General features: G+C 64.5%; 16 protein-coding genes. 15 read left to right on the forward strand and 1 reads right to left on the reverse strand.

What is annotated here, in order from left to right:
• Nucleotide 1: 1 nt before the first annotated feature.
• The 3 genes from D619_RS0101425 to D619_RS0101435 are packed head-to-tail and all read left to right on the forward strand — an operon-like array spanning nt 2 to nt 2,039.
• The gene (locus tag D619_RS0101425; RefSeq protein WP_017666774.1) at nt 2–955 is read left to right on the forward strand and encodes a nitronate monooxygenase; all 954 of its coding nucleotides are present in this window, start codon (nt 2–4) and stop codon (nt 953–955) included.
• Complete coding sequence (locus tag D619_RS0101430; protein WP_017666775.1) at nt 955–1,488, forward strand: DsrE family protein; 534 nt, start codon at nt 955–957, stop codon at nt 1,486–1,488. Before D619_RS0101425 ends, D619_RS0101430 begins: the two co-directional genes overlap by 1 nt.
• 11 nt (nt 1,489–1,499) lie before the next feature.
• Nucleotides 1,500–2,039, forward strand: a complete 540-nt coding sequence (locus tag D619_RS0101435; RefSeq protein ID WP_017666776.1) for a DsrE family protein — start codon at nt 1,500–1,502, stop codon at nt 2,037–2,039.
• Here D619_RS0101435 and D619_RS0101440 read toward each other — a convergent pair.
• Nucleotides 2,036–2,557 (reverse strand): (2Fe-2S)-binding protein, encoded by a 522-nt coding sequence (locus tag D619_RS0101440; protein WP_017666777.1) that lies wholly within the window; start codon nt 2,555–2,557, stop codon nt 2,036–2,038. The genes D619_RS0101435 and D619_RS0101440 overlap by 4 nt on opposite strands.
• Before the next feature lie 29 nt (nt 2,558–2,586).
• On the opposite strand from D619_RS0101440, the gene D619_RS0101445 reads away from it, so the two are divergent.
• The 12 genes from D619_RS0101445 to D619_RS0101500 all read left to right on the forward strand — a co-directional run bounded on the left by D619_RS0101445 (nt 2,587) and on the right by D619_RS0101500 (nt 13,286).
• Nucleotides 2,587–3,408, forward strand: coding sequence for a crotonase/enoyl-CoA hydratase family protein (locus tag D619_RS0101445; RefSeq protein ID WP_017666778.1), 822 nt, complete (start codon nt 2,587–2,589; stop codon nt 3,406–3,408).
• Nucleotides 3,409–3,546: 138 nt separating this feature from the next.
• The gene (gene coxB, locus D619_RS0101450; RefSeq protein WP_020480363.1) at nt 3,547–4,506 is read left to right on the forward strand and encodes a cytochrome c oxidase subunit II; all 960 of its coding nucleotides are present in this window, start codon (nt 3,547–3,549) and stop codon (nt 4,504–4,506) included.
• 23 nt (nt 4,507–4,529) lie between these two features.
• Entirely contained in the window at nt 4,530–6,167 is a 1,638-nt protein-coding gene (gene ctaD / locus D619_RS0101455) for a cytochrome c oxidase subunit I (RefSeq protein ID WP_017666780.1), read from the forward strand.
• Nucleotides 6,168–6,222: 55 nt separating this feature from the next.
• Nucleotides 6,223–7,149 carry a heme o synthase gene (locus D619_RS0101460; RefSeq protein ID WP_017666781.1) on the forward strand — a complete coding sequence of 309 codons (927 nt, stop codon included), beginning with the start codon at nt 6,223–6,225 and terminating at the stop codon, nt 7,147–7,149.
• Nucleotides 7,146–7,331: a hypothetical protein gene (locus D619_RS15230; RefSeq protein WP_017666782.1), complete on the forward strand. Its 186-nt coding sequence runs from the start codon at nt 7,146–7,148 to the stop codon at nt 7,329–7,331. Before D619_RS0101460 ends, D619_RS15230 begins: the two co-directional genes overlap by 4 nt.
• Entirely contained in the window at nt 7,328–7,951 is a 624-nt protein-coding gene (locus tag D619_RS0101470; RefSeq protein WP_017666783.1) for a cytochrome c oxidase assembly protein, read from the forward strand. Before D619_RS15230 ends, D619_RS0101470 begins: the two co-directional genes overlap by 4 nt.
• A 3-nt stretch (nt 7,952–7,954) precedes the next feature.
• A complete protein-coding gene (locus D619_RS0101475; RefSeq protein ID WP_017666784.1) occupies nt 7,955–8,788 on the forward strand; it encodes a cytochrome c oxidase subunit 3 in 834 nt (277 codons plus the stop codon).
• Nucleotides 8,789–8,861: 73 nt separating this feature from the next.
• The gene (locus D619_RS0101480) at nt 8,862–9,137 is read left to right on the forward strand and encodes a DUF983 domain-containing protein (RefSeq protein ID WP_017666785.1); all 276 of its coding nucleotides are present in this window, start codon (nt 8,862–8,864) and stop codon (nt 9,135–9,137) included.
• On the forward strand, nt 9,134–9,772 hold the full coding sequence (locus tag D619_RS0101485; protein WP_017666786.1) for an SURF1 family protein: 639 nt from the start codon (nt 9,134–9,136) through the stop codon (nt 9,770–9,772). The genes D619_RS0101480 and D619_RS0101485 overlap by 4 nt, the downstream gene beginning before the upstream one ends.
• A 12-nt stretch (nt 9,773–9,784) precedes the next feature.
• Entirely contained in the window at nt 9,785–11,173 is a 1,389-nt protein-coding gene (gene thrC, locus D619_RS0101490; RefSeq protein ID WP_017666787.1) for a threonine synthase, read from the forward strand.
• Nucleotides 11,170–12,402: a pitrilysin family protein gene (locus D619_RS0101495; RefSeq protein ID WP_017666788.1), complete on the forward strand. Its 1,233-nt coding sequence runs from the start codon at nt 11,170–11,172 to the stop codon at nt 12,400–12,402. Before thrC ends, D619_RS0101495 begins: the two co-directional genes overlap by 4 nt.
• On the forward strand, nt 12,399–13,286 hold the full coding sequence (locus tag D619_RS0101500) for a class I SAM-dependent methyltransferase (protein WP_017666789.1): 888 nt from the start codon (nt 12,399–12,401) through the stop codon (nt 13,284–13,286). Before D619_RS0101495 ends, D619_RS0101500 begins: the two co-directional genes overlap by 4 nt.
• Nucleotides 13,287–13,375: the final 89 nt, after the last annotated feature.

Below are 13,375 nucleotides of genomic sequence, written 5' to 3' on the forward strand. Positions count from 1 at the left end.
CATGGCTCTGCGCACTGTCATCTGTGATCTGCTGGGTGTCGATCACCCCGTCCTGCTCGCCGGCATGGGCGGCGTGTCCTATGCCGAAGTCTGCGCCGCCGTTTCCGACGCGGGCGGCTTCGGCTCCTTGGGCATGGCCGGCCTGCCGCCCAAGTTCATCGCCGATCAGATGGCGCGGGTGAAGGACCTGACCGACAAGCCGTTCGGCGTTGATCTGCTCACCGCCCAGCCCGAAACGCTCACCGCCAGTGTGGACGTGATCATCAAGGGCGGCGCCAAGGCCTTCATCGCTGGCCTCGGCGTGCCGGTAGCGATCATCACCGAGCTGAAGCAGGCCGGCATCGTCGTCATGTGCATGGCCGGCAACGTGAAGCATGCGGTGAAGGCCGCCGAAGCCGGCTGCGACGTGATCATCGCGCAAGGGACGGAAGGCGGCGGCCACACCGGCAGCGTCGCCAGCGTGGCGCTGTGGCCCCAGTGCGTGGATGCCGTCGATATCCCGGTGGTGGCGGCCGGTGGCCTGTATGATGGCCGCGGGCTGGCCGCCGCGCTGGCCTTTGGCTGTGTGGGCGTGTGGATGGGCACCCGCTTCATCGCCAGCCACGAAGCGCATGCCGGCCAGAAATACAAGGACGCCATCGTTGGCATGAGCGAAAGCGACACGGTGATCAGCAAGGTGTTCACCGGCAAGACGCTGCGCGCCATCGTGAACGATTCAAACCGCGATTTCGACAACCGCAATGCCAAGCCGTTCGCCGCGCAAGTGGCGGAATCGGTGCAGCTCAATCGCCTGGGCCCGATTGCGGGCGTGCTCGACGTGATCCCCGAAACCCAGTGCCTCGCCGCTGGTCAGGGCGGCGGCGGCATCAACGAGATCCTGCCCGCTGGCGAGATCGTGCGCCGCACCGTGGCAGAGGCCGAAAACACGCTGAAGAGCCTGAGGAGTCTGGGTTGATGCGCGCATTGTTGATCGCGGCCCTGCTGGCAGCCGTGGCACATGGCCCGGCGCTGGCCGCCGAACCGCAAGGCGGGCCGGTATTCGCCGGTTTCGGCAAGCACACCCCGGTCGAGCACAATGTTGCCATCCCCAAGGGCATGGTGCTGCGTCATGTCTATGATGTCACCAAGGCGGCGCCCGGCAAGCTGAATCCCGGCTTTGAAACGGCCGCGCGCTTCATCAACAGCCATGTCGCCAACGGCGTCGCCGAACGCGACGTGGCGGTGGCCGTGGTGGTGCATGGCCCGGCGATTGCGGAGCTCACGAAGCCCGAAGTCTATGCCGCCCGCAATCCCGGCACGACCAATGCCAGCGAAGCCATGGTGAAGGAAATGCTGGCCAAGGGCGTTCGCTTCCTGGTCTGCGGCCAGGCCGCCAACGCCATGGGCGTGAAAAAGGCCGACTTGCTTCCCGGCGTCGAACTGGCCATCTCTGCCAGCAGCGCCCACGCCATCTTGCAGGCGCAAGGCTATACGCTGAATCCATTCTGAAAGGCTCTGTCATGATCCGCGCCGCGCTGTTGACCGCTCTCCTGCTCTCGGCGCCGGCCCTGGCGCAGTCGCGTGAAGGCTTCGGCCCCGGCCCGGTACTGCCCGATGTTGGCCCGATTGCACCGGTGGCCAACGAACTGTCGATCCCCAAGGGCACCAGGTTCAAGATTGCCTTCGACGTTTCGGCCAAGGCCGCGCCGGGTGGGCTCAGCCGCCAGATCGAAACCGCGGCGCGCACGCTCAACATGCATGTGGCGGCCGGCGTGCCGCAGAAAGACGTGCAGATCGTGGTGATCGTCCACGGCCCCGGCGCGATGGACCTGCTGAAGCCCGAGGTCTACGCCGCGCGCAATGAGGGCAAGGCCAATGGCAGCCTTGATGCCGTGAAGAAACTGCTCGGCGCCGGCGTCGAATTCTATCTGTGCGGCCAGACGGCGATGGGCCAGAAGATCACCAAGGCCGATCTCATCCCTGGCGTGAAGATGTCGCTTTCCGCCATCACGGCGCACGCGCTCTATCAGCAGCGCGGCTACACGCTGAACCCGTTCTAACCCTTCAAACTCGGCGCGCGCGCGGCGGCTTCGCCGGCGTCCACCTCTGGCCCCGGAATGCCGGCATCCGCCCGGCCGCTTGCCGCCATGTGGATGGCGCGGCGGATGCGCGGATAGGTGCCGCAGCGGCACAGGTTGGTGATGGCGGCGTTGATGTCGTCGTCCGAAGGGTTTGGCTTTTCCTTCAGTAGCGCGGCCGCCGCCATGATCATGCCGGATTGGCAATAACCGCATTGCGGCACCTGGGCGGCGATCCACGCCTGTTGCAGCGGATGGTCGCGATTGTCGGACAGGCCTTCGATGGTGGTGACGAACGTGCCTTCCAGATCGGCGATTGTCACCTGGCAGCTGCGCGTCACCTTGCCATCCACATGCACGGTGCAGGCGCCGCACAATCCCGCGCCGCAACCATATTTGGTGCCGGTCAGCCCCGCCGCATCGCGCAGCGCCCACAGCAGGGGCGTATCGGGCGGCATCAGAAATTCGACAGGATTGCCGTTGACGGTGAATTTGGTCATTCCTTCCCCATAGCCGCTAGGAGGCCGCCATGGAACTCAAGACCCTCGATTACAGCGTGAGTGACGGTATTGCCCGCATCACCCTGTGCCGCCCCGCCGAGCTCAACACCATGAACGGCGATTTCTGGCCGGAAATGGTGCAAGTGTTCAAGGCCATCGCGCACGACATGAATGTGCGCTGCGTCATCCTCGCCTCCACTGGCAAGCATTTCACCGCCGGGCTCGATCTGAACTGGGCCGGGCAGAATGCGGCGGCGAGCACGGGCGGTGATCTGGGCCGCCAGCGCGAGGCCTTTCGTCGCCACGTGAAGGAGCTGCAGGAAAGCTTCAACGTGATCGATGATTGCCGGGTGCCGGTGATTGTCGTCACCCAGGGTGGCTGCATTGGCGGCGGCGTTGATCTGGTGACGGCCTGCGATATCCGCATCTGTTCCTCTGATGCCTATTTCACCATCCAGGAAATCAATGTCGGCATCGTTGCCGATGTCGGCACGCTGCAGCGCATCCCGCATCTGCTGCCGCAGGGGCTGATCCGCGAACTGGCCTATACCGGTCGCAAGTTCCCCGCCGCCGAGGCGCTGCGCCATGGCTTTGTGAACCGGGTGGAAGACACGCAGGCCGATGCGCTGGCGGCGGCAGAGGTGATGGCGCGCGAAATCTGCGCCAAATCCCCGCTGGCCATCACCGGCATCAAGCAGGTGCTCAACTATGGCCGTGATCACAGCGTGGCCGATGGCCTTGAATATGTTGCGGTCTGGAATGCCGGCATGCTGCAGGGCGAGGACATGAAGGAAGCCGTGAAGGCGCAAATGACGCGGCAATCTGCCACCTATGCAAATTTGAAAGCCTAGCAATTTCGGGTGATCTGCGTTCATTTGACCCGGGTTTGCGCTTGCGTGTTGCGGTGCAGCGCGGCATAGGGGATACGTCTTTTGGCGGATGAGTCCGCCCGTTTTCAGGCCAGGGGCAGTATGCGCCGCATAACTTCGATGATCCTTTCCGCCGGGGCGATGGGCGCTTCGGTTCGCAGTTTCGCACAGGAAGCCGTTGCGGCTGCACCCGTGCCACCCGTTGCCACCACAGAGGTGCCGGCCGCCGTTCCGGCGCTCACGGCGCCGTCAGCGGATTATGGCGTGCCGCGTGGTGGCTGGGATCTGCAGCTGCCCGCCACCGATATCGCGGTGGAAGCCCACAACATGATCAACTGGGTGCTCAATCCGGTAATGGCCGGCGTCAGCATTTTTGTGTTGGCTTTGCTGGCATGGACGCTCTTCCGCTATCGCGCTGCTGCCAACCCGGTACCGTCGAAGAACAGCCACAACACCGTGATCGAAGTGATCTGGACGGTGGTGCCGGCGCTGATCCTTGTGGTCATCGCCTTCCCCAGCTTCCGCCTGCTGGCCAATCAATATGATCCGCCCAAGGCCGATCTCACCATCAAGGCCATCGGCCACCAATGGTATTGGGAATATGAATATCCCGATCAGGGCGGTTTCACTTTCGATGCGGTGATGCTCACCAACGAGGAAGCCGAAAAGCGCGGTACGCCCAAGCTGCTGGATACCGATAATCGCGTCGTGGTGCCGGTGGGCGCCACCGTGAAGATCCTGACCACGGCTGCCGACGTGATCCACAGCTTCGCCATCCCGGCCTTCTATGTGAAGATGGATGCCGTGCCTGGCCGCATCAATGAAACCTGGTTCAAGACCGATCGTCCGGGCGTGTATTTCGGCCAGTGCAGCGAGCTGTGCGGCACCAAGCATGCCTATATGCCGATCGCCATCGAAGTGCTGCCGAAGGCGCAGTTCGATGCGTGGGTCGCTGCCAAGCAGAAGGAAAACGGCATCGAGGCGCCCAAGGCTGCCGAAGCTGCGCCCGCAACCGCTCCCGCCGCCGATGCTGCTGCCCCTGTCGCTGATGCGGCTGCGGCCGCTCCGGCTGCCCAGTAAGATTCGAGAAGAGGACCCGTATCATGGCTCACGCCGCAACCGCCGGTGCTCATGACCACGATCATGATCACAAGCCCGGCTTCATCCAGCGCTGGCTCTTTTCGACCAACCACAAGGATATCGGCACGCTCTACCTGATCTTCGCGATCATCGCCGGCACCATCGGCGGCGCGATTTCGGGTGTGATGCGTCTGGAACTGGCGCAGCCGGGCATCCAGTGGCTCACCTTCATGACCCAGGGCAATGTCGATCAGGCCAATCACCTGTGGAACGTGTTCATCACCGCCCACGGCCTGATCATGGTGTTCTTCACCGTCATGCCCGCCATGATTGGCGGCTTCGGCAACTGGTTCGTCCCCATCATGATTGGCGCGCCGGATATGGCCTTCCCGCGCATGAACAACGTGTCGTTCTGGCTGCTGGTCCCGTCCTTCCTGCTGCTGTGTGGTTCGATGTTCGTCGAAGGCCCCGCAGGTGCAAATGGCGCCGGCACCGGCTGGACGGTCTATCCGCCGCTCTCCACCTCCGGCCACCCCGGCCCGGCCGTGGACATGGCGATCCTGTCGCTGCACATCGCCGGCGCCTCGTCGATCCTGGGCGCGATCAACTTCATCACCACCATTCTCAACATGCGCGCGCCGGGGATGACCCTGCACAAGATGCCGCTGTTCGTGTGGTCGGTGCTGGTCACCGCCTTCCTGCTGCTGCTGTCGCTGCCCGTGCTGGCCGGCGCCATCACCATGCTGCTGACCGATCGCAACTTCGGCACCCACTTCTTCTCCGCCGATGGCGGCGGTGATCCGATCCTCTATCAGCACCTGTTCTGGTTCTTCGGCCACCCGGAAGTCTACATCCTCATTCTTCCCGGCTTCGGCATCATCAGCCAGGTCGTCTCCACCTTCTCGAAGAAGCCGGTGTTCGGTTATCTCGGCATGGCCTATGCCATGGTCGCCATCGGCTTCATCGGCTTCGTCGTGTGGGCGCACCACATGTTCACCGTTGGCCTCGATGTGAACACCAAGATGTATTTCACCGCCGCCACGATGATCATCGCGGTGCCCACCGGTATCAAGATCTTCAGCTGGATCGCCACAATGTGGGGCGGTTCCATCAGCTTCAAGACCCCGATGCTGTGGGCGATTGGCTTCATCTTCATGTTCACCGTGGGTGGCGTCACCGGCGTGCTGCTGTCCAACGCCGGCGTGGATACCTATTTCCACGACACCTATTATGTGGTGGCGCACTTCCACTATGTGCTGTCGCTGGGTGCCGTGTTCGCCATCTTCGCCGCCTGGTATTACTGGTTCGGCAAGATGTTCGGGAAGCACTACAACGAGCTGCTCGGCCAGCTGCACTTCTGGATCTTCTTCATCGGCGTGAACGTGCTGTTCTTCCCGATGCACTTCCTGGGTTCGGATGGCATGCCGCGTCGTATCGCCGATTATCCGGATGCCTATGCCTATTGGAACCAGATCGCCAGCTACGGCTATGGCATCATGGCCATCGGCATGGTGTTCTTCTTCCTCAACCTGATTGTCAGCCTGGCCTCGCGCCGCAAGGTGGAAGACAATTATTGGGGCGAAGGTGCCACCACGCTGGAATGGACCCTGTCCAGCCCGCCGCCGTTCCACCAGTTCGAAACCCTGCCGGTCATCAAGTAAGGACCGGCTGCAAGGGGCAGGGCCTGCGGCTCTGCCCCCTTTCAGGCCAGATGTGATGAACAACAGCGTGACAGCCGAGCCGGCTTCCGGGGTGCCTTCCACCCTGCTGGCGGATTGGCGCGATTATTTCGCCTTGCTCAAGCCGCGGGTGATGACGCTGGTCATCTTCACCGCGGCCTGTGCGATGGTGGCCGCGCCGGGCGAGATGCATCCGTTCCTGGCCTTCACCGGCATCTTGTGCATCGCGGTTGCCGCCGGTGCCGCCGGTGCACTCAACCAATGGTATGAAGCCGATATCGACGCGGTGATGAAGCGCACCGCCAGGCGGCCGCTGCCGGCCGGCAAGCTGCAGAAGCCCGAGGCGCTGGCCTTTGGTGTCATCCTCGGCACCGGATCCGTTGCCGTCATGGGCCTGGCGCTGAACTGGGTGGCGGCAGCCTGGCTGGCCGTATCGATCCTGTTCTATGTCGTCGTCTACACCGTCTGGCTCAAGCGTCGCACGCCGCAGAATATCGTCATCGGCGGTGCCGCCGGCGCGTTCCCGGTGATCTGCGGCTGGGCGGCGGTTGCCGGCGAAACGCCGCTGATGGCGTGGATATTGTTCAGCATCATCTTCCTTTGGACCCCGCCGCACTTCTGGGCGCTGGCGCTGTTCATGGAGGCGGATTACGCCAAGGCCGGCGTGCCGATGCTGCCGGTCACGCATGGCCTGAAGGAAACCCGCCGCCAGATCCTCGGCTATTCGGCACTGCTGGTGCCCGTCACCATCGCGCCGTCGCTGCTCGGCCTCGCCGATTGGGCCTATGGCGGCACGGCCATCACGCTGGGCGTGATCTTCATGGCAATGGCCTGGAACGTCTTTCGCAGCAGCGCCACGCTGGCCGCCGACATGGTGGCCGAGAAAAAGCTGTTCAAGTTCAGCCTGCTCTATCTGGCCTGCCTGTTCGGTGCCCTGGTCGCCGATCGACTGCTGCTGCCATGAGCATCGAACCCGCCAACTGGACCGCTGAAGAGCGCGCCGCCTTCTACGCCCGCCGCGAATCGCGTAACCGGGCGCTGGGCATCCTGCTTGTCAGCCTGGTCGTGCTGTTCTTCGGCATCACCGTCGTGCGCATGACCGGCCAGACGCCACCGATTCCGGCCAGCGCCGCCCAACCGCAATGAGCAGCAGCGCCACCAGCAGGAATGGAGACCGGGCCAACCGCCGCGTCGGTTTTCTGGCCGGGTTGATGGCTGTGACCATGATCGGCGCCGCCTATGCCGCCGTGCCACTTTATCGGCTGTTCTGCCAGGTCACCGGTTTTGGCGGCACCACGCAGACGGCGGTGGCCGCGCCCACGGCCGATCAGATCGCCGCGGTGGCCGGCCGCACCATCAAGGTGCGGTTTGATTCGAACATTGCGCCCGGCCTCGAATGGCGCTTCCGGCCCAAGGTCAATGATGTCGCCATCCCGATCGGGGAGAAGCGCCTGGCCTTCTACACCGCCACCAACACCGGCACCGCGCCGATCACCGGCCGCGCCGTGTACAACGTGTCACCCGACGTGGCGGGCCGCTATTTCATCAAGATCGATTGCTTCTGCTTCACCGAACAGACGCTGAAGGCCGGCGAAACCGTCGACATGCCGGTTTCCTATTATATCGATCCGGCCATCATGGATGATCCGGTGGCAAAGAAGATCAGCGAAATCACGCTCAGCTACACCTTCTACCCGGTGGACAAACCCACTGGTGACAGGCTAAGCGCTGCGACAAATCGTACCAATCTGAAAGACAGGGGCTGACCCATGGCCGGAGCCAAGACCCACAGCTATCACATCCTCAACCCGTCATCGCGGCCGCTGATGATGTCGACGGCGGTGCTGATCCTCGCCGCCGGCGCCATTGGCTGGATGCACAAGACCGGTTGGGGCATGCCCACCTTCTTCGCCGGCTTTGCCGCGGTCTGCGCCATGTTCTTCCTGTGGTGGAAGGATGTCGTGCACGAAGCCAATACCGGTGATCACACGCCGGTCGTGCAGCTTCACCACCGCTATGGCATGATCCTGTTCATCGCTTCGGAAGTGATGTTCTTCGTTGCCTGGTTCTGGGCCTATTTCAACGCCGCGCTCTATCCGTCGATGCACGAAGGCATCGAAGGCGTGTGGCCGCCCAAGGGCATCGAACTGCTCGATCCGTTCGTGTTCCCCTTGCTCAACACGCTGATCCTGCTGCTGTCGGGCACCAGCGTCACCTGGGCGCACCACGCGCTGATCCACGATGATCGCAAGGGTCTGAAGCAGGGCCTGTGGGTGACCATCGGGCTTGGCCTGATCTTCACCTGCGTGCAGGCTTATGAATATTACCACGCCGAATATGGCATGGCCGACAGCATCTATGGCGCCGCCTTCTACATGGCGACCGGCTTCCACGGCTTCCACGTCATCGTGGGCACCATCTTCCTGATGGTCTGCCTTGCCCGCGCCTACAAGGGCGACTTCACTGCGCGTCACCACTTCGGTTTCGAAGCGGCCGCCTGGTACTGGCACTTCGTCGACGTGGTGTGGCTGTTCCTGTTCATCGCCATCTATGTGTGGGGTTCGAACTTCGGCGCGGCTGTGGCTCCTCACGCGTTTGGCTGAGGCCCCCACTCCGCTTCAGGTTGCACTGAGGGGCTGCTGTCCACGTTGTGGCGGCGGCCCCTTGTACATTGGCATGCTGAAAATCGCGCCCCGCTGCTCCACGTGCGGGCTGGATTTCAGCCGCTTCAACGTCGGCGATGGCGCCGCGCCGTTCCTGATCTTCATCGTCGCCACAATCGTCATCATCGCCAGCCAGGTGACCGAAGCCAAGCTGGCGCCGCCGTGGTGGGTGCATGTGCTGCTGTGGGGTCCGCTCACCATCGGCCTGTCGCTGGGCCTGATGCGCCTGGCCAAGGGGCTGTTGGTCGCACTTGAGTTTCGCAACGATGCCGGCGAGGGGAAGGCGTGACCCGCCGCATCCCCATCATCCCCACCATCATCACTGCCGTTGGTATCCTGATCCTGTGCGGCCTGGGCAAATGGCAGCTGGATCGGCGCGCGTGGAAACATGATCTGATCGAACGGTTGGCGGCTGCGCCAAACCTGCCGGAGGTCACGCCGGAAGAATTTCGCGCCGCCATGATGGGCGATGCCTCCATTCAGTACCGCCGCGCCAGCATCGATTGCCGCGCCGGGCCAAAGAAGCCCTATGATCTGCGCCCCGGCAGTTCGGCGGGCGGCACGTCGGGCTTTTTCGTCATCGTGTCGTGCCGCCCCAACGACCGCCCGCCCGATATCGTCGCGGTCGCCGGCTGGACCAGGCGCGTCGACGCCAAGGATCAGGTGATCCTGCTCGATCATCAACTGTCGGGCGTGGTGATCGAGAACCCCTATGGCGATGCGCCCGCCCGGCCGCGCTTCATGCTGATCCCTGACGAAGCGATCCCGCCGCTGGCCCGTCCGCAGCTGCCGCGCGCGGCCGATCTGCCCGACAATCACCTCGCCTATGCCGGCCAATGGTTCGGCCTCGCCATCGTGCTGGCCGCCATCTACGGCCTTTATCTGCGGCGGCGGATGGTTGCACCTGGCGCCAAGCCCGAATAACGGGGGCGGGTCATGCGCTATGTCTCCACACGGGGTGTTGCCCCGATCCTCGATTTCGAAGCCGCAACGCTCGCCGGCCTGGCCAGCGACGGCGGGCTCTACGTGCCCGAAACCTGGCCGCGCTTCAGCGAAGCCGAGATCGCGGCGATGGCAGGCCTGCCCTATGTCGAGGTCGCGGTGCGCGTGTGCCAGCGCTTCACCGCCGGTTCGCTGGATGAAGCCGCGCTGCGGACCATCTTCACCGCCGCCTATGGCCGCTTCGCCCATGCCGCCGTGGTGCCGCTGAAGCAGCTCGATCATCGCCATTGGCTGCTTGAACTGTTCCACGGGCCAACGCTGGCGTTCAAGGATGTCGCCCTGCAGGCGCTCGGCCTGGTGTTCGAACGTTTTCTCGCCCAATCCGGCCAGCACATCACTGTCATCGGCGCGACGTCGGGCGACACTGGTTCCGCCGCCATCGATGCGCTGGCCGGCCGCTCGGGCGTCGAAGTCTATATGCTCCATCCGCACGGCCGGGTGAGCGAGGTACAGCGCCGGCAGATGACGACGGTGCTGGATGGCAACATCCACAACGTGGCCATCGAAGGCAATTTCGACGACGCACAGGCCATCGTGAAGGCGATGTTCAACGATGCGGCCTTTGCGGCCCGCTTCCCGCTGGCGGCGGTGAACAGTATCAACTGGGCGCGGCTGCTGTTCCAGGTCGTCTATTATTTCACCTCAGCCCTGTCGCTGGGCGCGCCGCACCGCGCCGTGGCCTACGCCGTGCCCACCGGCAATTTCGGTGACGTGTTTGCTGGCTATGTCGCGGCACAAATGGGCCTGCCCATCGAACGGCTGGTGGTCGCCACCAACCGCAACGACATCCTGCACCGCGCGCTGACCAGCGGTGATTACAGCGCCGGCACGGTCGCCCCCACCGATGCGCCGTCGATGGATATCCAGGTGTCGTCGAACTTCGAACGACTGCTGTTCGACCTGTCGGGCCGCGATGGCGCCGCGCTGGCCGCTGCCATGGCTGAATTTGAAGCGACGAAGAAACTGGCGCTGCCGCAAGCCTGGCTGGCCAAGGCTGGCCTGTTCAGCTCCGCCCGCGTTGATGCCGATGAAATGGCCGACACCATGCGCTGGGCGCTGGCGCACACCGGCGAGCTGCTCGATCCGCACACTGCCATCGGCCTTGCGGCGGCACGCCGCGACACGGGCAACGCGCCGATGGTGACGCTGGCCACCGCCCACCCGGCCAAGTTCCCGGCTGCGGTGCAGTCCGCGACCGGCGTTCACCCCGATCTGCCGGCGCGCCTGGCTGATCTGATGACGCGCACCGAGCGCTACGATATCGCCCCGGCCAATCTGCAGGCGATCGAGGCCTATGTTGCGGAACGTGCGCGCGCCAAATGACCGAACCGCAGATCACCATCCTCGATAATGGCTTGCGCGTCGCCAGCTGGGCGCTGCCCGGCCTCGAAACCGCCGCCGTCGCGCTCACCGCCGAAACCGGTTCGCGCTTCGAACATCCCGAGCACAATGGCCTCGCCCACCTGTTTGAACATATGGTGTTCAAGGGCACGCAGCGCCGCTCCGCCCGCGCCATCGCCGAGGAGATGGAGGATGTGGGCGGCCAGCTCAATGCCTGGACCAGCCGCGACACCACCATGTTCCACGCCCGCCTGCTGGCGCGCGATCTGCCGCTTGGCGTCGATCTGATCGCCGACCTGGTGACGGGCGCGCGTTTCGACCCCGATGACATTGTGCGGGAAAAGGAAGTCGTGCTGCAGGAATTGGGCGAAGCCCGCGACACGCCGGATGACATCGTGTTCGATCATCTGCAGGAAGCCGCCTTTCCGGAACAGGCGCTGGGCCGGTCCATCCTGGGCGATGAAGCCAGCCTGGCGCGAATCACCCGCGATGATCTGCTCGGCTGGCAGGCCGATCATTATGCGCCGCAGCGGCTCACGCTCGTGGCTGCCGGCAAGGTTGATCACGCTGAATTGTGCCGGTTTGCGCAGGCCGCGTTCCCGGCAGCAGCCGGCCACAATCCGTCACCGGCAGGCGACGACGTGCGCTTCCACCCCGGCCGCCACCACGACGCTCGCCGCATCGAGCAGGCGCAGCTGACGGCGGGCTGGGCCGCGCCCGGCCATCATGATCCGGCGCAGGATGCCGCGTTGCTGTTCACGCTGGCGGCCGGTGGCGGGATGTCGTCGCGCCTGTTCCAGCAGGTCCGCGAGGAACGCGGGCTGGCCTACACGGTCTCGGCCTCGTTGCAGCCCTATGTCGATGCCGGCCTGATGAGCGTCCACGCCGCCACCGATCCCAAGCAGGCCGCCGCCGCGCGGGACCTGATCATGGCCGTGCTGCATGAAACGGCGGCGAGCCTTGAGCAGGCCGAACTCAATCGCGCCCGCGCCCAGGCGGTGGCCGGCCTGTTGATGGCGCTGGAAGGTCCGCAAGGCGCGTCCGATTATCTGGGCCGCAGCCTGATCGTCCACGGCCGCTTCCTGCCGCCGGCCGAACTGGTGGCCCGCATCGACGCCGTCACCGTGGATGCCGCCCGCGCTGCCGGCGCCTCCATGCTGAGCGCCGCCCCGGCTCGCGCCGAGATTGGCCGCCATAAAGCCGCTGCATGATGGCGCCAACCACGCCTCTGGCCACCCTCGTTACCGAGCCCTGGGCCGATTTCGGGCTGGTCGATTCCGGCCATGGCCGCAAGCTGGAACGTTATGGTCGCTTCCGCTTCATCCGCCCGGAACCGCAGGCGATGTGGGCGCCGGCCAGCCCGGACTGGAAGGCCGATGGCGAGTTCATCGGTGGCAGCGATGAAGAGGGCGGCGGCCGCTGGCAGCTTTCGACCAATGTGCCCGAACGCTGGGCCATGAAGCGCCCATCACCCGGCGGAGAGGTCAGTTTCTGGGCCAGCAACACGCCGTTTCGTCACCTCGGCTTCTTCCCCGATATGGGCGGCCAGTTCGATTGGTTGGCCAGCCGCATCCGCCCAAGCGACCGGGTGATGAACATGTTCGGCTATACCGGTGTCGGCAGCCTGATTGCGGCGCGGGCCGGCGCGCAGGTGACGCACGTTGATGCCAGCAAGAAAAGCGTGGCCGCCGCCCGCGAGAATGCCGCGCTGTCGGGCCTTGCCGAGGCGCCGGTGCGCTGGATCATCGATGATGCGCTGAAATTCCTGCGCCGCGAGGTGCGACGCGGGGCGAAATATCACGGCCTGATCTTCGATCCGCCCAAATATGGCCGCGGGCCGGATGGCGAGGTGTGGCAGCTGGAACGCGATCTGCCCGAACTGGTCGATCTGGCCCGGCAGTTGCTGGCCGATGATGCGCGCTTCTTCGTGCTCACCGTCTATGCCATCCGCATGTCCGCACTCGCCCTGCACCCGCTGGTGGAGCAGGCACTTGGCCCGCGCGGCGGCCACATCGAAGTGGGCGACATGGCCATTCGCGAGGAAACCCGCGGGCTATTGCTGCCCACCGCCATCTTCGCCCGCTGGAGCGCCTGAGACTGTCCTACAGCGCCGTCGCCAGCTATGCTCCGCGCTCGATGCTCTTTGAAAATTCGGGATGGTCGCGGTTGCAAACCCGCGAAATG

It is taken from the genome of Sandarakinorhabdus sp. AAP62, assembly GCF_000331225.1.
Classification (GTDB): domain Bacteria; phylum Pseudomonadota; class Alphaproteobacteria; order Sphingomonadales; family Sphingomonadaceae; genus Sandarakinorhabdus.